Genomic DNA, 22,710 nt, shown 5'->3' on the forward strand with positions numbered 1-22,710 from the left:
GCCACCACCAGTCGAGTGCGCGAGCATGAGGAGCACCGTTGAGCAGGTTGCGCTGGCTGACCGCGGGGGAGTCGCACGGACCCGCACTCGTGGCGACGCTGGAGGGTCTTCCCGCCGGTGTGCCGATCACCACGGACATGGTGGCGGACCATCTCGCCCGCAGGCGCCTCGGCTACGGACGTGGCGCGCGCATGAAGTTCGAGCGCGACGAGGTCACCTTCCTCGGCGGCGTACGCCACGGTCTGACCATGGGATCGCCCGTCGCGGTCATGGTGGGCAACACCGAGTGGCCCAAGTGGGAGCAGGTCATGGCGGCCGATCCGGTCGACCCCGATGTGCTCGCCGGGCTCGCCCGCAACGAGCCGCTGACCCGGCCCAGGCCCGGTCACGCCGATCTCGCGGGGATGCAGAAGTACGGCTTCGACGAGGCACGGCCGGTCCTGGAGCGGGCCAGCGCCCGGGAGACCGCGGCGCGGGTCGCGCTCGGTGCCGTGGCCCGGTCGTATCTCAAGGAGACCGCAGGGATCGAGGTCGTGTCCCATGTCGTGGAGCTGGCGGCGGCCAGGGCTCCGTACGGTGTCTACCCGACCCCGGCCGATGTGGAGAGGCTGGACGCCGACCCGGTGCGCTGCCTGGACGCGGACGCGAGCAAGGCGATGGTCGCCGAGATCGACCAGGCCCACAAGGACGGCGACACCCTCGGCGGGGTCGTGGAGGTCCTGGCCTACGGCGTGCCGGTCGGTCTGGGCTCGCACGTCCACTGGGACCGCAGGCTGGACGCGCGGCTCGCCGCCGCGCTGATGGGCATCCAGGCCATCAAGGGCGTCGAGATCGGAGACGGCTTCGGTCTGGCGCGGGTCCCCGGATCGCAGGCCCACGACGAGATCGTGGCGACCGATGACGGTATCCGGCGCGCGTCCGGCCGCTCCGGCGGTACCGAGGGCGGTCTGACGACGGGTGAACTGCTGCGCGTACGGGCCGCGATGAAGCCCATCGCGACCGTGCCCAAGGCGCTCGCCACCGTCGACGTGGTCACGGGCGAGGCCGCGAAGGCCCATCACCAGCGCTCCGACGTGTGCGCCGTGCCCGCCGCGGGCATCGTCGCCGAGGCCATGGTGGCGCTGACCCTCGCGGACGCGGTCGCCGAGAAGTTCGGCGGCGACAGCGTCCCCGAGACGCGCCGCAATGTCCGCTCGTACCTCGACAACCTCCAGATCCGATGAGCGCGCAGGACCCGGTGGGTGAACCAGGACCGGTCGTCGTCCTGGTCGGCCCGATGGGCGTCGGCAAGACCACCGTGGGCGAGCTGCTCGCGGAACGGCTCGGTACGGACTTCCGCGACAGCGACGCCGATATCGTCGCCGCCCAGGCCATGCCGATCTCGGACATCTTCATCGAGGGCGGCGAGGAGCACTTCCGGGAACTGGAGCGGGCGGCGGTGCGGACGGCGGTCGCCGAGCACCGGGGCGTCCTGGCGCTCGGCGGTGGCGCGGTCCTCGACGCCTCCACCCGTGAGCTGCTCAGCGGTCTGCCCGTCGTCTTCCTGTCGGTCGAGGTCGGCGAGGCGGTCAAGCGCGTCGGACTGAACACCGCGCGCCCGCTGCTGGTGATCAACCCCCGCAAGCAGTGGAAAGAGCTGATGGACGCCCGCCGCCACCACTACACGGATGTGGCACGCGTGGTGGTCGCGACCGACGACCGGACCCCCGAGGAGGTCGCGGACGCGGTCCTCGACGCACTCGGGCTGAAGCAGCACCCCGGAGAAGAGTCCCGGGCCCCCGGCAAGGAGAAGCAGGTATGACGGACCAGACGGTCACCCGTATCCAGGTCGGCGGCACGGCGGGGCACGACCCGTACGAGGTGCTGGTCGGCCGGCAGCTGCTGGGGGAGCTGCCCACGCTCATCGGCCAGAAGGCCCGGCGGGTCGCGGTCGTACATCCCGAGGCGCTCGCCGGGACGGGGGAGGCGCTGCGCCAGGATCTCGCCGACCAGGGGTACGAGGCCGTGGCCATCCAGGTGCCCAACGCCGAGGAGGCCAAGACCGTCGAGGTCGCGGCGTACTGCTGGAAGGCGCTCGGACAGACCGGTTTCACCCGGACCGATGTGATCGTCGGTGTCGGCGGCGGAGCCACCACCGATCTGGCCGGGTTCGTGGCGGCGTCCTGGCTGCGCGGGGTGCGCTGGGTCGCCGTGCCGACCACGGTGCTCGCCATGGTCGACGCCGCGGTGGGCGGCAAGACCGGTATCAACACCGCCGAGGGCAAGAACCTCGTCGGCGCCTTCCACCCGCCCGCGGGGGTCCTCTGCGATCTCGCCGCGCTGGACTCGCTGGGCGTGAACGACTACGTCAGCGGGCTGGCCGAGATCATCAAGGCGGGTTTCATCGCGGACCCGGCCATCCTCGATCTGATCGAGGCCGACCCCGAGGGCGCCCGCACCCCGTCCGGCGCGCACACCGCCGAGCTGATCGAGCGCTCGATCCGGGTCAAGGCCGAGGTCGTCTCCAACGACCTCAAGGAGTCCGCTCTGCGCGAGATCCTCAACTACGGCCACACCCTGGCGCACGCCATCGAGAAGAACGAGCGGTACAAGTGGCGGCACGGCGCGGCCGTCTCGATCGGCATGGTCTTCGCGGCGGAACTGGGCCGGCTGGCCGGGCGCCTCGACGACGCGACCGCCGACCGGCACCGCTCCGTACTGGAGTCCGTCGGGCTGCCGCTGACCTACCGGGGCGACCAGTGGCCCAAGCTGCTGGAGACGATGAAGGTCGACAAGAAGTCCCGCGGCGATCTGCTGCGCTTCATCGTGCTGGACGGACTCGCCAAGCCCACCGTGCTGGAGAGCCCCGACCCGGCGGTGCTGCTCGCCGCCTACGGGGAGGTGTCGGCGTGACCCGACGGGTCTTCGTGCTCAACGGGCCCAACCTCGGCCGGCTCGGCTCGCGCGAGCCGGACGTGTACGGGGCGACCTCGTACGCCGGACTGGTCGATGTCTGCCGGACGCTCGGCAAGGAGCTGGGCTTCGACGTCGACGTACGGGAGACGAACGACGAGGGCGAGCTGATCCGATGGCTGCACGAGGCCGCGGACGGTTCGATCCCGGTCGTTCTCAACCCGGGCGCCTTCACGCACTATTCGTACGGCATGCGGGACGCGGCGGCGCAGCGCACCGCCCCGCTGATCGAGGTGCATATCTCCAACCCGTACAGCCGCGAGGAGTTCCGGCACACCTCGGTGGTCGCGGCCGTCGCCAGCGGTACGGTCGCGGGCTTCGGGATCGGCTCGTACCGTCTCGCGCTGCGGGCGCTCGCGGAGGAACTGACCGGCTGACGGATCCCCGCGACCCCTGGCGAACGCCTCGCCGGGATTCGGGCGGGTGGCGGTTTCCGGTAGCCGGGCCCCGGATACGGACCCCGGTCGTTGCCCGTGCGACGGCCGGGGGCGGTACCGTTCGGTAACGCGTTGGCCCGCGGGGCCGCCCAGAGCGTCAGTCGTACGAGACGGAGTGGCACCGGATGCAGCACGCAGGCGGATGGGCGCACCAGGCTCCTCCTCCCGGCCCGCCGACGGGGTCCGGGGCCCCGCGGCCGCCCCGGCAGGGGCAGCCGCCCGTCCCGGGCTGGACAGGACCCCATCAGGTCCCCGGACCGCAGCACACGCCGGGACCCCAGCACACGCCGGGACAGCACCAGCCGCCGGGACAGCATCAGGCACCGGGACAGCACCAGGCACCGGGTCCGGGGCACGCTCCCGGACCCCCTCCTGTGCCGCGTCCCCGCGGTGCGCCCCAGCAGCAGGCGCCCGTACCGCCGTCCGTACCCCCGGCAGGTCCGCCGCCGCCCCCGGACTCCACCGGACACATCCGGCTGCCGCCCGGCGGTCCGGTGCCCGTCCCCGCCCCGCCGCCCGCCCTCGGCGGCGGTACGGGCACGGCCACCCTCGCCGTGCTGCTCATCGGCCCGGCGGGCGCGGGCAAGACGACCGTCGCCCGGCACTGGGCGATGAACCGCCGTGTGCCCACCGCGCACATCAGCCTCGACGATGTCCGTGAGTGGGTCTGCTCGGGCTTCGCCGACCCGCAGAGCGGATGGAACGACCACTCCGAGGCGCAGTACCGGCTGGCCCGCCGCACCTGCGGCTTCGCCGCGCGCAACTTCCTGGCCAACGGCATCTCCTGCATCCTCGACGACGCGGTCTTCCCCGACCGCCCGGTCGTCGGGCTCGGCGGCTGGAAGCGCCATGTAGGTCCGGGACTGCTGCCGGTCGTCCTGCTGCCGGGACTGGAGATCGTGCTGGAGCGCAACGCCGAGCGCACCGGCAACCGCAGGCTCTCCGACGAGGAGGTGGCGGGCATCCACGGCCGGATGGCCGGCTGGTACGGCTCGGGGCTGCCCATCATCGACAACTCCAAGTACGACGTGGAGACCACCGCCCGGATACTCGACGACGTCCTGGCCCGCGCCCTCGCGAGCCCGCCGAGCTGGTGAGCGCGGCGAGCGCGTGACCGCCGCTCAGGGCGCCCCCGCACACGCCCCCCGCCCGCGCTCCCGCCCGCGCCCCTGGCCCGCGCCCCCCGGTCGGACGCGCTGAACCGGCCGGGTCACGCCCCCGCTCATACGCTCGGGTCATGTCAGACGTGTTCGCGGTCCGCCGCGATCGGTTGCGTGACCGGTGCTCCGCGGCGGGCAACGCGGCCGCGCTGATCTCGCGCCCCGCGAACGTGCGCTATCTCGCGGGCGGCGCCCCGCCCGGCGCCGTACTGCTGCTCGGGCCCGACGAGGACACGCTGCTCTGCGCCCGTACCCACGCCGGTGAGCACGTCGAGGCGCGGCTCGACGACCAGCTCGGGCTCACCGTCCTGTCCACCGCGGGTGACCCCGTGGTCGCCGCCGCGGGAGTGCTCACACCGTCCGCCGTCACCTCGCTCGCCGTCGAGGAGCACCACCTCACCGTCGCCAGACACCGGGCCATCGGCTCCGTCGCGCCCCGGCTGCGTCTCGCGGATCTGGGCTGCGCCGTCGAGCAGTTGCGGATCGTCAAGGACGAGGCCGAGATCGCCTGTCTGCGGATCGCGGCCGAGATCGCCGACCAGGCGCTGGGCGAACTGCTGGAATCGATCCTGGTCGGCCGTACCGAACGGCATCTCGCGCTGGAGCTGGAGCGGCGGCTCGTCGACCACGGCGCCGACGGCCCCGCGTTCCCGACCGTCGTGGCCACCGGGCCCAACTCCGGCCGCGGCGGCCACCATCCCTCGGACCGAAGGGTCGAGGAGGGCGATTTCCTCTCCGTCGGTCTCGGTGCCGACTACCGCGGCTACCGGTGTCTGATCGGCCGTACGTTTGTCATCGGAACTTCTCCCGCCGACTGGCAGATCGAGCTGTACGAGCTGGTCTTCTCGGCACAACGGGCAGGTCGGGAGGCTCTCGTGCCGAGCGCGGGCTACCGCGATGTGGACCGCGCGACCCGGCAGCCGCTGGAGGCCGCGGGGCACGGCGAGCGGCTCGCACCCCGTACGGGACATGGCGTCGGACTCGAAATCGACGAGGACCCGCAGCTCGCCCCCGCTGCCATGGGTAAACTGGACGCTTGTGTGCCGGTCACCGTCGGACCGGGGGTCCACCTCCCGGGCCGGGGCGGTGTCCGGATCGATGACACGCTCGTCGTCCGCCCCGAGGCGGACGGCGGACCCGAGCTACTCACCATCACGACCAAGGAACTGCTCGCGCTCTAGTGCCCAGGCACCGCGCACACCCTCGGTCGTCCACCAGCTTCAGTCCAGGAGATTCCGCAACCGTGGCTTCCACGAACGACCTCAAGAACGGCCTGGTGCTCAAGCTCGACGGGGGCCAGCTCTGGTCCGTCGTCGAGTTCCAGCACGTCAAGCCCGGCAAGGGCCCGGCCTTTGTGCGCACCAAGCTGAAGAACGTGCTCTCCGGCAAGGTCGTCGACAAGACCTTCAACGCCGGCGTGAAGGTCGAGACGGCCACCGTTGACCGCCGCGACATGCAGTTCTCGTACATGGACGGCGAGTACTTCGTCTTCATGGACATGGAGACCTACGACCAGCTCATGGTCGACCGCAAGGCCGTCGGCGCCGCCGCCAACTTCCTGCTGGAGGGCTTCACCGCCAGCGTCGCCACGCACGAGGGCGAGGTGCTCTATGTCGAGCTGCCCGCCGCCGTCGAGCTGACCATCCAGCACACCGACCCGGGCGTCCAGGGCGACCGCTCCACCGGCGGCACCAAGCCGGCCACGCTGGAGACCGGTTATGAGATCGGCGTCCCGCTCTTCATCACCACGGGTGAGAAGATCAAGGTCGACACCCGCTCGGGCGAGTACCTCGGCCGGGTGAACAGCTAACCGTGGCTGCCCGGAGCAATGCCCGCAAGCGCGCCTTCCAGATCCTTTTCGAGGCCGACCAGCGCGGGGCGTCCGTGCGGACGGTTCTCGCCGACTGGATACGGCATGCCCGGACCGACGACCGCCAGCCGCCGGTCGGTGAGTACACCATGGAGCTCGTCGAGGGGTACGCGGAGCACGCGGACCGTATCGACGACCTCATCTCCACCTACTCGGTGGGCTGGACGCTGGACCGGATGCCGGTCGTCGACCGGAACATCGTGCGGCTCGGCGCCTATGAGCTGGTGTGGGTGGACGGCACCCCGGACGCGGTCGTGATCGACGAGGCGGTCCAGCTCGCCAAGGAGTTCTCCACCGATGACTCGCCGTCCTTCGTGAACGGTCTGCTCGGCCGCTTCAAGGACCTCAAACCGAGTCTGCGCCGCGCTTGAGGCACGGGACGGGGCGGACGGGTGAGATGCCTGTCCCCGGGCGCCGGACGGGTGCCGTGCTGTCTCCTCAAGCGCCGGACGGGCTCAGCGGCCCGTCCGGCGCTTGAGGGTACGGGCGGGCCGGACGCGCCGGGGGACGGCCCCGCGAGCAGTGCGGGACCGTCCCCCCGGAGGTGACGTTTCTGCTGATATATGGCGGGTTGGTCAGCCCTCTTCGTGGGCCACCGCGCGGCGGGCGTCCGCGTCGAGAACGCCCCAGCTGATCAGCTGCTCGGTCAGGACCGAAGGCGACTGGTCATAGATCACGGCCAGCGTGCGCAGATCGTCCTGGCGGATCGACAGCACCTTGCCGTTGTAGTCGCCGCGCTGGCTCTGGATCGTCGCCGCGTACCGCTGGAGCGGGCCCGCCTTCTCCTGCGGCACATGGGCGAGCCGCTCCAGGTCGAGGACGAGCTTCGGCGGCGGCTCGGCGGCTCCGCCGGGCGTCGTGCCAGGAAGCAGTTCCTGCACGGGGACCCCGTAGAAATCCGCCAGCTCGGCGAGGCGCTGCACCGTCACGGCACGGTCGCCACGCTCGTACGAACCGACCACCACGGCCTTCCAGCGGCCCTGGGACTTCTCCTCCACGCCATGGAGCGAGAGGCCCTGCTGGGTGCGGATGGCGCGGAGTTTGGCCCCGAGCTGCTTTGCGTATTCGCTGGACATATAGCTCCCCGGACGAAGTCTGGTAACTCACTGTGAGGTTACGCAGCGTTACTTGGATGCGTCAAGCCGAGGGATCCGCGACCGGCTCCCCGAGGGGCCTCCCGCCGCTTCCTGACTGCCTTCCGAGGGGGTGCCACCAGGTGTTCGACGGACGCCCTGCTAGCCTGGGTGGCGTAATTTCGACGTCCTTTAAAGTCCGTCCCGTGAGGCGGAGAAGGAGGTCCGTTTCGTATGGACACAGACACGCCTGACTCCTCGGCCGACAGCTCCGGCGCCGCGCGCCCCGTGCTGGAGGCCCCCGACATCGCACGGGTCCTGACCCGTATCGCCCACGAGATCGTCGAACGCGCCAAGGGCGCCGACGACGTGGTGCTGCTCGGCATTCCGACCCGCGGGGTCTTTCTGGCCCGCCGGCTGGCCGACAAGCTCGCGGAGATCACGGGACGCTCGTCGATCCCGGTCGGCTCCCTCGACATCACCATGTACCGCGACGATCTGCGGCTGCGTCCCGCCCGTGCGCTGGCCCGTACCGACATTCCCGCCGACGGGGTCGACGGACGTCTCGTGGTCCTCGTCGACGATGTGCTCTTCTCCGGCCGGACCATCCGCGCCGCCCTCGACGCCCTCGGCGACATCGGCCGGCCCCGGGCCGTCCAGCTCGCCGTCCTCGTCGACCGCGGCCACCGCGAGCTGCCGATCCGCGCCGACTACGTCGGCAAGAACATCCCCACCTCGCTGCGGGAGACGGTCAGGGTCCAGCTCGCCGAGGAGGACGGCCGGGACACCGTGCTGCTCGGTCTCCAGCGGCCCCTCGCGTCCGGCGAGCGGTAGGGCCGCTTCCGTACGCCCCGATCCCCGTACGGACGCCTCCGGGCGCCCGCATGCCCGCACACCCAGACACCGGAGCACTCTCCCGATGCTGCGCCTCCCAGGGGCAAACCCCCGCACACCCGGCCATCTCATCTCGGCGGGCGATCTCAGCCGTGACGACGCCGTGCTGATCCTCGACACCGCCGAGGAGATGGCCCGGGTCGCCGACCGGCCCATCAAGAAGCTGCCGACCCTGCGCGGCCGTACGGTCGTGAATCTCTTCTTCGAGGACTCCACCCGCACCCGGATCTCCTTCGAGGCCGCGGCCAAGCGTCTGTCGGCCGATGTCATCAACTTCTCCGCCAAGGGCTCGTCCGTCTCCAAGGGCGAGTCGCTCAAGGACACCGCGCTGACCCTGGAGGCGATGGGCGCCGACGCCGTCGTCATCCGGCACCCCGCGTCCGGTGCCCCCTACCGGCTCGCCACCTCCGGCTGGATCGACGGCGCGGTCGTCAACGCGGGCGACGGCACCCATGAACACCCCACCCAGGCGCTGCTGGACGCCTTCACCCTGCGCCGCCGGCTGGTCGGCGCCGACCAGGGCACGGGGCGCGGTCTCGACGGGCGGCGGGTCACCATCGTCGGCGATGTGCTGCACAGCCGGGTCGCCCGCTCGAACATCCTGCTGCTGCACACGCTCGGCGCCCAGGTCACGGTGGTCGCCCCGCCCACACTCGTACCGATCGGCGTCGAGGGCTGGCCGTGCGAGGTCTCGTACGACCTGGACCGGGTGCTGCCCACGTCCGACGCCGTGATGATGCTGCGGGTGCAGCGGGAGCGGATGAACGCCGCGTTCTTCCCGACCGAGCGCGAGTACTCCCGCCGCTACGGGCTGGACGGCGACCGGATGAGCCGGATGCCCGGGGACTCCGTCGTGATGCACCCGGGTCCGATGAACCGCGGTATGGAGATCACCGCCGAGGTCGCCGACTCCGACCGCTGCACGGCCGTCGAGCAGGTCGCCAACGGTGTCTCGATCCGGATGGCCGTGCTCTATCTGCTGCTGGGCGGCAACGAGTCCGCCGTCACTCATTCCCGCGCGTAACGAGGAGAACAGGTAACCATGAGCAAGATCCTTATCAGGGGCGCGCGGGTGCTCGGCGGCGAGCCGCGGGACGTACTGATCGACGGTGAGACCATCGCGGCGACGGGCACGGGACTGGACGCCGGCGACGCCACGGTCGTGGCGGCCGAAGGGCGCGTTCTGCTGCCCGGTCTGGTCGATCTGCACACCCATCTGCGCGAGCCCGGCCGTGAGGACTCGGAGACCGTCCTGACGGGCACCCGCGCCGCCGCCGTCGGAGGCTTCACCGCCGTCCACGCCATGGCCAACACCTTCCCCGTGGCCGATACGGCCGGTGTGGTGGAGCAGGTCTGGCGGCTGGGCCGGGAGTACGGCTACTGCGACGTCCAGCCGGTCGGCGCGGTGACCGTCGGGCTGGAGGGCAAGCACCTCGCGGAACTGGGCGCCATGCACGACTCCGCCGCCCAGGTGCGGGTCTTCTCGGACGACGGCAAGTGCGTGGACGACGCCGTGATCATGCGGCGGGCGCTGGAGTACGTGAAGGCGTTCGACGGGGTGATCGCGCAGCACGCCCAGGAGCCGCGGCTGACCGAGGGCGCGCAGATGAACGAGGGCGTCGTCTCCGCCGAGCTGGGGCTCGGCGGCTGGCCGGCCGTCGCCGAGGAGTCGGTCATCGCCCGCGATGTGCTGCTCGCCGCCCATGTCGGCTCCCGGGTGCACATCTGCCATCTGTCGACGGCCGGATCCGTGGAGCTGGTGCGCTGGGCGAAGTCCAAGGGCTGGAATGTCACGGCCGAGGTCACCCCGCACCATCTCCTTCTCACCGACGAACTGGTCCGCTCCTACGACCCCGTCTACAAGGTGAACCCGCCGCTGCGGACGGAGGCGGACGTACAGGCGCTGCGCGCGGCGCTCGCGGACGGCACGATCGACTGCGTCGCCACCGACCACGCCCCGCATCCGCACGAGGACAAGGACTGCGAGTGGGCCGCCGCCGCCATGGGCATGGTCGGTCTGGAGACGGCGCTGTCGGTCGTCCAGGAGACCATGGTGGAGACCGGGCTGCTGGACTGGGCGGGGGTGGCCGACCGGATGTCGTTCCGGCCGGCCCGTATCGGCCGTCTCACGGGCCACGGGCGTCCCGTCTCGGTGGGCGAGCCCGCCAACCTCACCCTGGTCGATCCGGCATACCGTGGTCCCGTGGACCCGGCGGGCTTCGCCTCCCGCAGCCGCAACACCCCCTACCAGGGCCGTGAGCTGCCAGGACGCGTCACCCACACCTTCCTCCGGGGCCGCGCCACGGTCGTCGACGGGAATCTGGCGTGACAAGTGCGATGGTTCATCTCCCTCCGGTCCCCCTGGCCGCCGAGCAGAAGTCGGCGGAGGTGACCGACTGGGCCGCCCGGACCGGCTGGGTCGTCGGTCTGCTGCTCTTCATCGCGCTCGTGTACTGGCTGATGCGCCAGGGCTGGAAGTGGCGCGGCAGTCTCCAGTCCGGGCTGCCCGAGCTGCCCACCGCGCCCGCCACGGCGGGTACGGACCGTACGGCGGGTACGGCCACCCTGGCCCTGACCGGCCGCTACCACGGCTCCACCACCGCGGGACAGTGGCTCGACCGCATCGTGGCCCATGGCCTGGGCGCCCGCAGCCGGGTGGAGCTGACGCTCACCGACGCGGGAGTGGAGGTCGTACGCCCCGGCGCGAACGACTTCTTCATCCCCGCCGCACAGCTCCGTGAGGCCCGGCTCGACAAGGGCATCGCGGGCAAGGTCCTCGCCGAGGGCGGACTGCTGATCATCACCTGGGAGCACGGCGGCATGCTGATCGACTCGGGCTTCCGCTCCGACCGCTCCGCCGAGCACACCGCCTGGGTCGAGGCCGTCAACTCCCTGCCCCATGCCGCGCCCCATGCGGCCGGGAACGCCACGGACACCATGAAAGTCACACCCGTCACGACGGAAGGCCCCGCACGATGACCACCTCCACCCGGGGAACCGCCCGCGCCCAGGCGTCTCCCGCCGTACTCGTCCTGGAGGACGGCCGCAGCTTCCGCGGCCGTGCCTACGGGGCCGTGGGGGAGACCTTCGGCGAGGCGGTGTTCTCCACCGGGATGACTGGCTACCAGGAGACCCTCACCGACCCGTCGTACCACCGCCAGGTGGTCGTGATGACCGCCCCGCACGTCGGCAACACCGGTGTCAACGACGAGGACCCGGAGTCCCGGCGGATCTGGGTCGCCGGCTATGTCGTACGCGACCCCGCGCGCACGCCGTCCAACTGGCGCTCACGGCGCTCGCTCGACGACGAACTCGTCGCCCAGGGCGTCGTCGGCATCAGCGGTATCGACACCCGCGCCCTCACCCGCCATCTGCGCGAGCGCGGCGCGATGCGCGTCGGGATCTTCTCCGGCGAGGCGCTCGCCGACGAGGCCGCACTGCTCGCGCGCGTCCAGGCGGTCCCGGAGATGTCCGGCGCCGATCTCTCCGCCGAGGTCGCCACGGAGCGTTCCTACGTCGTGCCCGCCATAGGCCGGAAGCGCTTCACCGTCGCCGCGCTGGACCTGGGCATCAAGGGCATGACCCCGCACCGGATGGCCGAGCGCGGTATCGAGGTGCATGTCCTGCCCGCCACCGCCACGCTCGACGAGGTGTACGCGACCGCCCCCGACGGGGTCTTCCTCTCCAACGGCCCCGGCGACCCGGCGACCGCCGATCTCACCGTCGTCAAGGGCGTCCTGGAGCGCGGCACCCCGCTCTTCGGCATCTGCTTCGGCAACCAGCTCCTCGGCCGCGCGCTCGGCTTCGGCACGTACAAGCTGAAGTACGGCCACCGCGGCATCAACCAGCCGGTGCAGGACCGGACGACGGGCAAGGTCGAGGTGACCGCGCACAACCACGGATTCGCCGTGGACGCCCCACTCGACCAGGTCTCCGAGACCCCCTACGGCCGTGCCGAGGTCTCCCACGTCTGCCTCAACGACAACGTGGTCGAGGGGCTCCGGCTGCTCGACCGGCCGGTCTTCAGCGTCCAGTACCACCCCGAGGCGGCCGCGGGCCCGCACGACGCCGCGTACCTCTTCGACCGCTTCGTATCCCTGATGGAGGACCAGCGTGCCTAAGCGCACCGATATCCAGTCCGTCCTGGTCATCGGTTCAGGACCGATCGTCATCGGACAGGCCGCCGAGTTCGACTACTCCGGCACCCAGGCCTGCCGCGTCCTCAAGGCCGAGGGCCTGCGCGTCATCCTGGTCAACTCCAACCCCGCCACGATCATGACGGACCCGGAGATCGCCGACGCCACCTATGTCGAACCGATCACCCCGGACTTCGTCGAGAAGATCATCGCCAAGGAGCGCCCCGACGCGCTGCTGCCCACCCTGGGCGGTCAGACCGCGCTCAACACCGCGATCTCCCTCCATGACGCGGGCACCCTCGACAAGTACGGCGTCGAGCTGATCGGCGCCAACGTCGAGGCGATCAACAAGGGCGAGGACCGCGATCTCTTCAAGGAGGTCGTCGAGGCCGTCCGCGCGAAGATCGGGCACGGCGAGTCCGCGCGCTCGGTCATCTGCCACTCCATGGACGAGGTCCTGGCCGGGGTCGGGACGCTCGGCGGCTATCCCGTCGTCGTCCGCCCCTCCTTCACCATGGGCGGCGCGGGCTCCGGCTTCGCGCACGACGAGGCGGAACTGCGCCGGATCGCCGGACAGGGCCTGATGCTCTCCCCGACCACCGAGGTGCTCCTGGAGGAGTCCATCCTCGGCTGGAAGGAGTACGAGCTGGAGCTGATGCGCGACAAGAACGACAATGTCGTGGTCGTCTGCTCCATCGAGAACTTCGACCCGATGGGTGTGCACACGGGCGACTCGATCACCGTCGCGCCCGCGATGACGCTCACCGACCGCGAGTACCAGATCCTGCGGGACATCGGCATCGCCGTGATCCGCGAGGTCGGTGTCGACACCGGCGGCTGCAACATCCAGTTCGCGGTCAACCCCGAGGACGGCCGGGTCATCGTCATCGAGATGAACCCGCGCGTCTCCCGTTCCTCCGCGCTCGCCTCCAAGGCCACCGGATTCCCGATCGCGAAGATCGCCGCCCGGCTTGCCGTCGGCTACACGCTGGACGAGATCCCCAACGACATCACCGAGAAGACGCCGGCGTCCTTCGAGCCGACGCTCGACTATGTCGTCGTCAAGGTGCCCCGCTTCGCCTTCGAGAAGTTCCCGGCCGCCGACGCCAGCCTCACCACCACCATGAAGTCGGTCGGCGAGGCCATGGCCATCGGCCGCAACTTCACCGAGGCGCTCCAGAAGGCACTGCGCTCGCTGGAGAAGGCGGGCAGCCAGTTCTCCTTCGGCGACGACCCCGGCATCGTGGGGCCGGGCGCCAAGGACGCGCTCCTGGAGACCGCCAAGGTGCCCACCGACGGGCGGATCAACACCGTCATGCGGGCCATCCGTGCGGGCGCCACCCAGGAAGAGGTCTTCGAGGCGACGAAGATCGACCCGTGGTTCGTCGACCAGCTCTTCCTGATCAAGGAGTACGCCGACGAGCTGGCCGGCGCCGAGCGGCTCTCGCCCGAACTGCTCGCCGAGGCCAAGCGGCACGGTTTCTCCGACCAGCAGATCGCCGGGATCCGCGGTCTGCGCGAGGATGTGGTCCGCGAGGTCAGGCACGCCCTCGGGGTGCGCCCGGTCTACAAGACGGTGGACACCTGCGCCGCCGAGTTCGCCGCGAAGACCCCGTACTTCTACTCCTCGTACGACGAGGAGAGCGAGGTCGCCCCGCGCGAGAAGCCCGCCGTGATCATCCTCGGTTCGGGACCCAACCGGATCGGCCAGGGCATCGAGTTCGACTACTCCTGTGTCCACGCCTCCTTCGCGCTGAGCGAGGCCGGATACGAGACCGTGATGGTCAACTGCAACCCGGAGACCGTCTCCACCGACTACGACACCTCCGACCGGCTCTACTTCGAGCCGCTCACCCTGGAGGACGTCCTGGAGATCGTGCACGCCGAGTCCCAGGCCGGCCCGATCGCGGGTGTCATCGTCCAGCTCGGCGGCCAGACCCCGCTCGGTCTCGCCCAGGCGCTCAAGGACAACGGCGTACCGGTCGTCGGCACGCCGCCCGAGGCGATCCACGCCGCCGAGGACCGCGGGGCCTTCGGCCGGGTCCTCGCCGAGGCGGGACTGCCCGCGCCCAAGCACGGCACCGCCACCACCTTCGCCGAGGCCAAGGCCATCGCCGACGAGATCGGCTACCCCGTCCTGGTGCGGCCCTCGTACGTCCTCGGCGGACGCGGCATGGAGATCGTGTACGACGAGACCAGGCTCTCCTCGTACATCGCCGAGTCCACCGAGATCAGCCCCACCCGGCCGGTCCTCGTGGACCGCTTCCTCGATGACGCCATCGAGATCGACGTGGACGCGCTCTACGACGGCACGGAGCTGTATCTCGGCGGGGTCATGGAGCACATCGAGGAGGCCGGGATCCACTCCGGCGACTCGGCGTGCGCCCTGCCGCCCATCACCCTGGGCGGCTTCGACATCAAGCGGCTGCGCGCCTCGACGGAGGCCATCGCCAAGGGCGTCGGGGTCCGCGGACTGATCAATATCCAGTTCGCGCTGGCCGGGGACATCCTGTACGTCCTGGAGGCCAACCCGCGCGCCTCCCGTACGGTCCCCTTCACGTCCAAGGCGACCGCCGTACCGCTCGCCAAGGCCGCCGCCCGGATCTCGCTGGGCGCCACCGTCGCCGAACTGCGCGCTGAGGGCCTGCTGCCGGCCCATGGCGACGGAGGCACGCTGCCGCTCGACGCGCCGATCTCGGTCAAGGAGGCGGTGATGCCGTGGTCGCGCTTCCGCGACATCCACGGGCGCGGGGTGGACACCGTCCTCGGCCCGGAGATGCGCTCCACCGGCGAGGTCATGGGCATCGACTCGGCCTTCGGCACGGCGTACGCCAAGTCGCAGGCCGGGGCGTACGGCCCGCTGCCCACCAAGGGCCGCGCCTTCATCTCCGTCGCCAACCGCGACAAGCGCTCGATGATCTTCCCGGCGCGTGAACTGGTCGCCCACGGCTTCGAACTGCTCGCCACCTCCGGCACCGCCGAGGTCCTCAGGCGCAACGGCATCCACGCGGTCGTGGTGCGCAAGCAGAGCGAGGGCGAGGGCCCGGACGGCGAGAAGACCATCGTCCAGCTCATCCACGACGGCGAGGTGGATCTCATCGTCAACACCCCGTACGGGACCGGGGGCCGCCTCGACGGCTACGAGATCCGTACGGCCGCCGTGGCGCGGTCCGTGCCCTGTCTGACGACGGTCCAGGCGCTGGCCGCCGCCGTCCAGGGCATCGACGCCCTCAACCACGGCGAGGTCGGTGTCCGCTCGCTCCAGGAGCACGCGGAGCGGCTGACCGCGGCGCGCGAGGACTAGGCCCGGGGGAAGAGCCACTTCATGTACAGAATTTTCTTCAGGCTGGTCTTCCGGCGGATGGACACGGAGCGTGCCCACCATCTCGCCGTCGGCTGGATCCGGTTCGTGGCCCGTGTTCCCGTGCTGCGTACGTTCGTCGCGGCGGCCCTCGCGCCGCGCTTCGGGGAGCTGCGTACCGAGGCGTTCGGACTGCGGATGCACGGCCCCTTCGGACTCGCCGCGGGCTTCGACAAGAACGCCCTGGCCATCGACGGCATGTCCATGCTCGGCTTCGACCACATCGAGATCGGTACGGTCACGGGCGAGCCGCAGCCGGGCAACCCCAGGAAGCGGCTCTTCCGGCTCGTGGCCGACCGCGCCCTGGTCAACCGGATGGGCTTCAACAACGAGGGCTCGGCCGCCGTGGCGGCCCGGCTGGGGGCCCGCAGGGCGGTCTTCAGGACGACGGTCGGCGTCAACATCGGCAAGACCAAGGTCGTCCCCGAGAGTGAGGCGATCGCGGACTACGTTCTCTCGACGGAGCGGCTGGCGGGCCACGCCGACTATCTCGTGGTCAATGTCAGTTCGCCCAACACCCCCGGACTGCGCAGCCTCCAGGCCGTCGATCTGCTCCGGCCGCTGCTGAGCGCCGTACGGGAGGCCGCCGACCGTACCGTCACAGGCCGCCGGGTCCCGCTGCTGGTCAAGATCGCGCCCGATCTCGCGGACGAGGACGTCGACGCCGTGGCCGACCTCGCCGTCGAACTCGGTCTGGACGGGATCATCGCCACCAACACCACCATCGCCCGCGAGGGGCTCGGGCTGCGCTCGGACCCCGGGCTGATCGCGGAGACCGGCGGACTGTCGGGCGCGCCCCTCAAGGCACGCTCGCTGGAGGTGCTGCGCCGGCTGTACGCGCGGGTGGGCGACCGGATCACGCTGGTCGGGGTCGGCGGGATCGAGGACGCCGAGGACGCCTGGCAGCGCATCCTGGCCGGTGCCACGCTGGTCCAGGGGTACAGCGCCTTCATCTACGAGGGCCCGTTCTGGAGCCGCTCCGTCCACAAGGGGCTCGCGGCCCGGCTCAGGGTCAGTCCGTACAGCACGCTCGCCGAGGCCGTCGGCGCAGACACCCGGAAGGTGACCGCATGACCGAGGAACTGTCCGGCACCGGTCCGGAGGGGCACGGGAACCGTCAGGGCCGGCAGGGCCAGCAGGACGGCCGGGGTGAACAGGGCAACCAGGACGGGCAGGACGGGCAGGCGCCCTTCGGTGCCCGGCTGCGGCAGGCCATGGACACCAGGGGACAGCTCTGCGTCGGCATCGACCCGCACGGCTCGCTGCTCACGGCCTGGGGTCTGAGCGACGATGTCGCCGGTCTGGAGCGTTTCACCCGTACGACGGTGGAGGCCCTGGCCGACCGGGTGGCCGTACTGAAACCGCAGTCGGCGTTCTTCGAGCGCTTCGGGTCGCGCGGTATCGCCGTACTGGAGAAGGCCGTCGAGGAGGCTCGGGCGGCCGGGGCGCTGGTCCTGATGGACGCCAAGCGCGGTGACATCGGCTCGACGATGGCCGCGTACGCGGCGACGTACCTGGACAAGGACTCGCCGCTCTTCTCGGACGCGGTCACGGTCTCGCCGTACCTGGGCTTCGGATCCCTGCGGCCGGCGCTGGACGCGGCGGCCGTCTCGGGCGCCGGAGTGTTCGTGCTGGCGCTCACCTCCAACCCGGAGGGCGGTGAGGTGCAGCGCGCCACCGCTTCCGACGGGCGGTCGGTGGCGCAGCTCATGCTCGACCACATGGCCGCGGAGAACGCGGGCGTGGAGCCGCTCGGATCGGTCGGCGCTGTCGTCGGGGCGACCCTCGCGCGCGCGGGCGTGGATCTCGCGGTCAACGGTCCGCTGCTCGCCCCCGGCATCGGCGCGCAGGGCGCGACCCCCGCCGATCTGCCCGGCCTGTTCGGCGCCGAGGTGGGCAATGTGGTGCCCAGTGTCAGCCGGGGCGTGCTGCGCCACGGTCCGGACATCAGTGCCCTTCGGGAGGCCGCGCGGCGGTTCGCGGACGAGGTGCGGACCGCCGTGTCCGCTTCGTGACACCCGGTCCTTATGACTGCCGCCTTGCCTGGATCATCCGAGTGTGACCGGTACGGGACGCCCCTCCGCCACGCGTCCGCACGCGCCCGGCGCCGCGGAACCCGCCCCGCGGGCGGACGGCGGGAGGCGGGACGTACCCGCCCGGCGGGAGCGTGCCCCGTACACGCGGACGCCGATCGCGGGGTTCTCGTCAGGTCCGCTGACCAAAAAGTTGGGCAAAATGACCAAAATGTCACCCCCGATCGATGCTGACCAGGACTTTTCGTCTGTTCTCGCTGACTCCAGCGGCCTTGGCCGCTAGTCTCCGTCGAGAGCCAACGTGCAGTACGTTGCCCGTTGCTCGCCTGGTGTGGGGCGAACAGGTTCCTCACCGGTCCGTATCCGACAGTTCGACATCCGAGGTGACGTAGGCGTGGCTCTTCCGCCCCTTACCCCTGAACAGCGCGCAGCCGCGCTCGAAAAGGCCGCCGCGGCTCGCCGGGAGCGGGCCGAGGTCAAGAATCGACTCAAGCACTCCGGCGCCTCTCTCCATGACGTCATCAAGCAGGGCCAGGAGAATGACGTCATCGGGAAGATGAAGGTCTCCGCACTGCTCGAGTCCCTGCCCGGCGTGGGCAAGGTCCGCGCCAAGCAGATCATGGAGCGGCTCGGCATCTCCGAGAGCCGGCGTGTCCGGGGTCTCGGCTCCAACCAGATCGCCTCCCTTGAGCGCGAGTTCGGCGGCAGCGGCGCCTGACGTTCCCGGAGACTCCCGGGAACCTGGATAATCGCTGCATGGCAGCAGAGGCACGACCGCGGCTGACCGTGCTCTCCGGCCCCTCCGGGGTCGGTAAGAGCACGGTCGTCGCCCATATGCGCAAGGTCCACCCCGAGGTATGGCTCTCGGTGTCGGCCACCACCAGAAAGCCGCGCCCCGGCGAACGCCACGGCGTCCAGTACTTCTTTGTCACCGACGAGGAGTTCGACAAACTGGTCGCCAATGGTGAATTGCTGGAATGGGCGGAGTTCGCGGGCCACCGCTACGGCACTCCGCGGCAGGCGGTCCTCGACCGGCTGGGCGCGGGTGAGCCCGTACTCCTGGAGATCGATCTCCAGGGCGCCCGGCAGGTCAAGGAATCGATGTCCGATTCCCGGCTGATCTTTCTGGCCCCGCCGAGCTGGGACGAGCTGGTGCGCCGGCTCACCGGCCGGGGTACCGAGTCGCCCGAGGTGATCGAGCGCCGACTGGCGGCCGCCAAAGTGGAACTGGCCGCCGAGTCGGAGTTCGATACGACCCTGGTCAACACCTCGGTCGAGGACGTCGCGCGTGAGCTGCTAGCCTTGATGGCAGTTGCATGATCTTTTGTGGGCTTTTCCCGATTCGGGAATCCCACCGTCGGCGGCGCCGGTCCGGGCCGCCGATATCTCCCTGAATTTTCTTCGGAAGGCTAGAGAGTGTCCTCTTCCATCACCACGCCCGAGGGCATCATCAACCCGCCGATCGATGAGCTGCTCGAGGCCACGGACTCGAAGTACAGCCTCGTGATCTACGCGGCGAAGCGCGCGCGCCAGATCAACGCGTACTACTCGCAGCTCGGCGAAGGCCTGCTCGAGTACGTCGGTCCGCTGGTGGACACCCACGTCCACGAGAAGCCGCTCTCCATCGCCCTGCGCGAGATCAACGCGGGTCTGCTGACCTCCGAGGCCATCGAGGGCCCGGCTCAGTAGTTCATACATTCGCACTTTCTCTCGTTTATCCACAGGCCCGGCAGCGCGCTGCCGGGCCTGTGGTGTGTCATGTCCTTACGAGAGATCGAGGGGAGACACGGTGGAGAAGCCGAAGGTCGTTCTGGGGGTCGCGGGCGGGATCGCCGCGTACAAGGCATGCGAGCTGCTGCGCGGACTCACCGAGTCCGGCCATGACGTACGGGTCGTGCCGACCGCTTCCGCGTTGCGTTTCGTCGGGGCCGCGACCTGGTCGGCGCTCTCCGGCCATCCCGTCTCCACCGAGGTCTGGGCCGATGTCCATGAGGTGCCGCACGTACGGATCGGGCAGTCCGCCGATCTGGTGGTCGTCGCCCCGGCCACCGCGGATCTGCTCGCCAAGGCGGCGCACGGACTCGCCGACGATCTGCTCACCAATACGCTCCTCACCGCCCGCTGTCCGGTCGTCTTCGCCCCGGCCATGCACACGGAGATGTGGGAGCACCCCGCCACCCAGGAGAATGTCGCGACGCTGCGCCGCCGCGGGGCCGTGGTCATCGAGCCCGCGGTCGGCCGGCTCACCGGTGTCGACACCGGCAAGGGCCGACTGCCCGATCCGGGCGAGATCTTCGAGCTCTGCCGCCGGATCCTGGCGCGCGGAGTCCCGGAACCGGATCTGGCGGGCCGCCATGTCGTGGTCAGCGCGGGCGGCACGCGCGAGCCGCTCGACCCCGTGCGCTATCTGGGGAACCGCTCCTCGGGCAAGCAGGGATTCGCGCTGGCCCGTACGGCGGCCGCCCGGGGAGCCAGGGTCACTCTGATCGAGGCCAATACGGGGATGACGGACCCGGCGGGTGTCGATGTGGTCCATGTCGGGACGGCCGTGCAGCTCAGGGAGGCGGTGCTGAAGGCCGCGGCGGAGGCGGACGCGGTGGTCATGGCGGCTGCCGTCGCCGACTTCCGACCGGCCGTGTACGCCGAGGGGAAGATCAAGAAGAAGGACGGCGAGGAGCCCGCTCCGGTCGCGCTGGTGCGCAACCCGGACATCCTCGCCGAGATCTCGGCCGAGCGCGCGCACGGGGACCAGGTGATCGTCGGTTTCGCCGCGGAGACGGACGACGTGCTCGCGAACGGCCGGCGCAAGCTGCTGCGCAAGGGGTGCGACCTGCTGGTCGTCAATGAGGTGGGGGAGCGGAAGACCTTCGGCACGGAGGAGAACGAAGCGGTCGTGCTGGCCGCGGACGGCGGGGAGACCCCGGTGCCCTACGGGCCGAAGGAGGCCCTCGCGGACGTCGTCTGGGATCTGGTGGTGCCCAGGCTGGGGCGCGGTCCCGGTGGTCCGGGGCCGGATCGGGAGCCGGAGGGCGAACCGCGGTAGCGAGGATGACCGGGCGGCGGCGAGCGGGCGGTGCAGAGAACGGGAGAAATGGGGAGTGAACGGGTGCGGTTGTGACACATTCCGGGGCTCGCGTGAATTCTGTGTTGCGTGTCCTTCGGTCGGCCCCTTTTCCGGAAGCGCTTCCGGAGCAGCCGTTCCCGGCACTAGAGAACCGCTCTAATCCGGCGCAGCGGGCCCTGGCCAGGGGCGATCGCCGTATCGCATAATGCAGTGCCGCGGGCGACGGGACTCCCACAGAACGAGACACTTCGCCCCGTGGTGTCATACGACCGATAAAGTGGTCGTGGTCCGTCGCGGGGCTGCAGCCCCCCGCCGGTCCGCCAATGATCAGCCAGCAGCCGCTGCAACCTCAGGGAGCGATGTGTCCCGCCGTCTGTTCACCTCGGAGTCCGTGACCGAAGGTCACCCCGACAAGATCGCTGACCAGATCAGCGACACCATTCTTGACGCGCTCCTGCGGGAGGACCCGTCCTCCCGCGTCGCCGTGGAGACCTTGATCACCACCGGTCAGGTCCATGTGGCCGGCGAGGTCACGACCAAGGCCTACGCGCCGATCGCCCAGCTCGTCCGGGACAAGATCCTGGAGATCGGCTACGACTCCTCGAAGAAGGGCTTCGACGGCGCCTCCTGCGGTGTCTCGGTGTCCATCGGCGCGCAGTCGCCCGACATCGCCCAGGGCGTCGACACGGCGTACGAGAAGCGTGTCGAAGGTGACGAGGACGAGCTGGACAAGCAGGGCGCCGGCGACCAGGGCCTGATGTTCGGCTACGCCTGCGACGAGACGCCCGAGCTGATGCCGCTCCCGATCCACCTCGCGCACCGGCTCTCGCGCCGTCTCTCCGAGGTCCGCAAGAACGGGACCATCCCGTATCTGCGCCCCGACGGCAAGACCCAGGTCACCATCGAGTACGACGGCGACAAGGCCGTCCGGCTCGACACCGTCGTCGTCTCCTCGCAGCACGCCTCCGACATCGACCTGGACTCGCTGCTCGCGCCCGACGTGCGTGAGTTCGTCGTCGAGCACGTCCTCCAGGAGCTGGTCGACGACGGCATCAAGCTGGAGACCGAGGGCTACCGCCTGCTGGTCAACCCGACCGGACGCTTCGAGATCGGCGGCCCGATGGGCGACGCCGGTCTGACCGGCCGCAAGATCATCATCGACACCTACGGCGGCATGGCCCGGCACGGCGGCGGCGCCTTCTCCGGCAAGGACCCGTCGAAGGTCGACCGCTCCGCGGCGTACGCGATGCGCTGGGTCGCGAAGAACGTCGTGGCGGCGGGCCTGGCCTCACGCTGCGAGGTCCAGGTCGCCTACGCGATCGGCAAGGCCGAGCCGGTCGGTCTCTTCGTCGAGACCTTCGGCACCGCCACGGTCGAGACCGAGAAGATCGAGCAGGCCATCGGCCAGGTCTTCGACCTCCGCCCGGCCGCGATCATCCGCGACCTCGACCTGCTCCGCCCGATCTACTCCCAGACGGCGGCGTACGGCCACTTCGGCCGCGAGCTCCCCGAGTTCACCTGGGAGACCACGGACCGGGTGGACGCCCTCCGCGAGGCCGCGGGCCTCTGACCCACCGAGCCCCGCACCGGCTTTCGACGGCCCCGGACCGCAGGACGGTCCGGGGCCGTTCCCTGTGCGCTGCGGCACGGCTCCGTCGCGTGGGGCACGGCTCCGTGCGCGTGGGGCGGGACGGCCACAGAAGGTGGGGCTGTCGGTGGGGTCTGGTAGG

General features: G+C 70.6%; 22 protein-coding genes. 21 read left to right on the top strand and 1 reads right to left on the bottom strand.

What is annotated here, in order from left to right; translation table 11 throughout:
- Positions 1-38 precede the first annotated feature (38 nt).
- From aroC to nusB, 8 genes are all read left to right on the top strand, one after another.
- On the top strand, positions 39-1,223 hold the full coding sequence (aroC, locus tag OG214_RS31930) for a chorismate synthase (protein WP_363085589.1): 1,185 nt from the start codon (positions 39-41) through the stop codon (positions 1,221-1,223).
- On the top strand, positions 1,220-1,801 hold the full coding sequence (locus tag OG214_RS31935) for a shikimate kinase (protein WP_382849596.1): 582 nt from the start codon (positions 1,220-1,222) through the stop codon (positions 1,799-1,801). The genes aroC and OG214_RS31935 overlap by 4 nt, the downstream gene beginning before the upstream one ends.
- Positions 1,798-2,892 (top strand): 3-dehydroquinate synthase, encoded by a 1,095-nt coding sequence (gene aroB, locus OG214_RS31940; protein WP_363085591.1) that lies wholly within the window; start codon positions 1,798-1,800, stop codon positions 2,890-2,892. Before OG214_RS31935 ends, aroB begins: the two co-directional genes overlap by 4 nt.
- Complete coding sequence (locus OG214_RS31945; protein ID WP_363085592.1) at positions 2,889-3,329, top strand: type II 3-dehydroquinate dehydratase; 441 nt, start codon at positions 2,889-2,891, stop codon at positions 3,327-3,329. The genes aroB and OG214_RS31945 overlap by 4 nt, the downstream gene beginning before the upstream one ends.
- A 185-nt stretch (positions 3,330-3,514) precedes the next feature.
- Positions 3,515-4,486, top strand: coding sequence for an AAA family ATPase (locus OG214_RS31950; RefSeq protein WP_405986678.1), 972 nt, complete (start codon positions 3,515-3,517; stop codon positions 4,484-4,486).
- Positions 4,487-4,626: 140 nt separating this feature from the next.
- Positions 4,627-5,730, top strand: a complete 1,104-nt coding sequence (locus tag OG214_RS31955) for an aminopeptidase P family protein (protein WP_363086033.1) — start codon at positions 4,627-4,629, stop codon at positions 5,728-5,730.
- 62 nt (positions 5,731-5,792) lie between these two features.
- Positions 5,793-6,359 (top strand): elongation factor P, encoded by a 567-nt coding sequence (gene efp / locus OG214_RS31960; protein ID WP_363086034.1) that lies wholly within the window; start codon positions 5,793-5,795, stop codon positions 6,357-6,359.
- A gap of 2 nt (positions 6,360-6,361) precedes the next feature.
- The gene (nusB, locus tag OG214_RS31965) at positions 6,362-6,790 is read left to right on the top strand and encodes a transcription antitermination factor NusB (RefSeq protein WP_363086035.1); all 429 of its coding nucleotides are present in this window, start codon (positions 6,362-6,364) and stop codon (positions 6,788-6,790) included.
- 204 nt (positions 6,791-6,994) lie between these two features.
- On the opposite strand, the gene bldD is transcribed toward nusB, so the two are convergent.
- Complete coding sequence (gene bldD, locus OG214_RS31970) at positions 6,995-7,495, bottom strand: transcriptional regulator BldD (RefSeq protein WP_030355502.1); 501 nt, start codon at positions 7,493-7,495, stop codon at positions 6,995-6,997.
- A 231-nt stretch (positions 7,496-7,726) separates the two neighbouring features.
- Here bldD and pyrR point away from each other — a divergent pair, with 231 nt between their 5' ends.
- The 13 genes from pyrR to metK all read left to right on the top strand — a co-directional run bounded on the left by pyrR (position 7,727) and on the right by metK (position 22,550).
- Positions 7,727-8,326 carry a bifunctional pyr operon transcriptional regulator/uracil phosphoribosyltransferase PyrR gene (gene pyrR / locus OG214_RS31975; RefSeq protein ID WP_405986679.1) on the top strand — a complete coding sequence of 200 codons (600 nt, stop codon included), beginning with the start codon at positions 7,727-7,729 and terminating at the stop codon, positions 8,324-8,326.
- 85 nt (positions 8,327-8,411) lie between these two features.
- Positions 8,412-9,410, top strand: a complete 999-nt coding sequence (locus OG214_RS31980; RefSeq protein WP_405986680.1) for an aspartate carbamoyltransferase catalytic subunit — start codon at positions 8,412-8,414, stop codon at positions 9,408-9,410.
- Positions 9,411-9,428: 18 nt separating this feature from the next.
- Entirely contained in the window at positions 9,429-10,715 is a 1,287-nt protein-coding gene (locus OG214_RS31985) for a dihydroorotase (RefSeq protein WP_363082785.1), read from the top strand.
- An 8-nt stretch (positions 10,716-10,723) separates the two neighbouring features.
- On the top strand, positions 10,724-11,365 hold the full coding sequence (locus tag OG214_RS31990) for a hypothetical protein (protein WP_363082794.1): 642 nt from the start codon (positions 10,724-10,726) through the stop codon (positions 11,363-11,365).
- Positions 11,362-12,507 (top strand): glutamine-hydrolyzing carbamoyl-phosphate synthase small subunit, encoded by a 1,146-nt coding sequence (gene carA / locus OG214_RS31995; protein WP_405986681.1) that lies wholly within the window; start codon positions 11,362-11,364, stop codon positions 12,505-12,507. Before OG214_RS31990 ends, carA begins: the two co-directional genes overlap by 4 nt.
- Positions 12,500-15,826 (top strand): carbamoyl-phosphate synthase large subunit, encoded by a 3,327-nt coding sequence (gene carB, locus OG214_RS32000; RefSeq protein ID WP_363082787.1) that lies wholly within the window; start codon positions 12,500-12,502, stop codon positions 15,824-15,826. The genes carA and carB overlap by 8 nt, the downstream gene beginning before the upstream one ends.
- 21 nt (positions 15,827-15,847) lie before the next feature.
- Positions 15,848-16,957 carry a quinone-dependent dihydroorotate dehydrogenase gene (locus OG214_RS32005; RefSeq protein ID WP_405986682.1) on the top strand — a complete coding sequence of 370 codons (1,110 nt, stop codon included), beginning with the start codon at positions 15,848-15,850 and terminating at the stop codon, positions 16,955-16,957.
- Positions 16,954-17,898, top strand: a complete 945-nt coding sequence (gene pyrF, locus OG214_RS32010; protein ID WP_405986683.1) for an orotidine-5'-phosphate decarboxylase — start codon at positions 16,954-16,956, stop codon at positions 17,896-17,898. Before OG214_RS32005 ends, pyrF begins: the two co-directional genes overlap by 4 nt.
- 412 nt (positions 17,899-18,310) lie before the next feature.
- Positions 18,311-18,634, top strand: coding sequence for an integration host factor (locus tag OG214_RS32015; RefSeq protein ID WP_066954827.1), 324 nt, complete (start codon positions 18,311-18,313; stop codon positions 18,632-18,634).
- 38 nt (positions 18,635-18,672) lie between these two features.
- Positions 18,673-19,236, top strand: coding sequence for a guanylate kinase (gene gmk / locus OG214_RS32020; protein WP_365900583.1), 564 nt, complete (start codon positions 18,673-18,675; stop codon positions 19,234-19,236).
- 96 nt (positions 19,237-19,332) lie between these two features.
- Positions 19,333-19,605, top strand: coding sequence for a DNA-directed RNA polymerase subunit omega (gene rpoZ, locus OG214_RS32025; RefSeq protein WP_003970369.1), 273 nt, complete (start codon positions 19,333-19,335; stop codon positions 19,603-19,605).
- A 100-nt stretch (positions 19,606-19,705) separates the two neighbouring features.
- The gene (gene coaBC / locus OG214_RS32030) at positions 19,706-20,959 is read left to right on the top strand and encodes a bifunctional phosphopantothenoylcysteine decarboxylase/phosphopantothenate--cysteine ligase CoaBC (protein ID WP_405986684.1); all 1,254 of its coding nucleotides are present in this window, start codon (positions 19,706-19,708) and stop codon (positions 20,957-20,959) included.
- 382 nt (positions 20,960-21,341) lie between these two features.
- On the top strand, positions 21,342-22,550 hold the full coding sequence (gene metK / locus OG214_RS32035) for a methionine adenosyltransferase (protein ID WP_363082792.1): 1,209 nt from the start codon (positions 21,342-21,344) through the stop codon (positions 22,548-22,550).
- Positions 22,551-22,710 lie beyond the last annotated feature (160 nt).

Source organism: Streptomyces sp. NBC_00872 (assembly GCF_045161915.1).
In the GTDB taxonomy this organism is placed as follows: Bacteria; Actinomycetota; Actinomycetes; order Streptomycetales; family Streptomycetaceae; genus Streptomyces.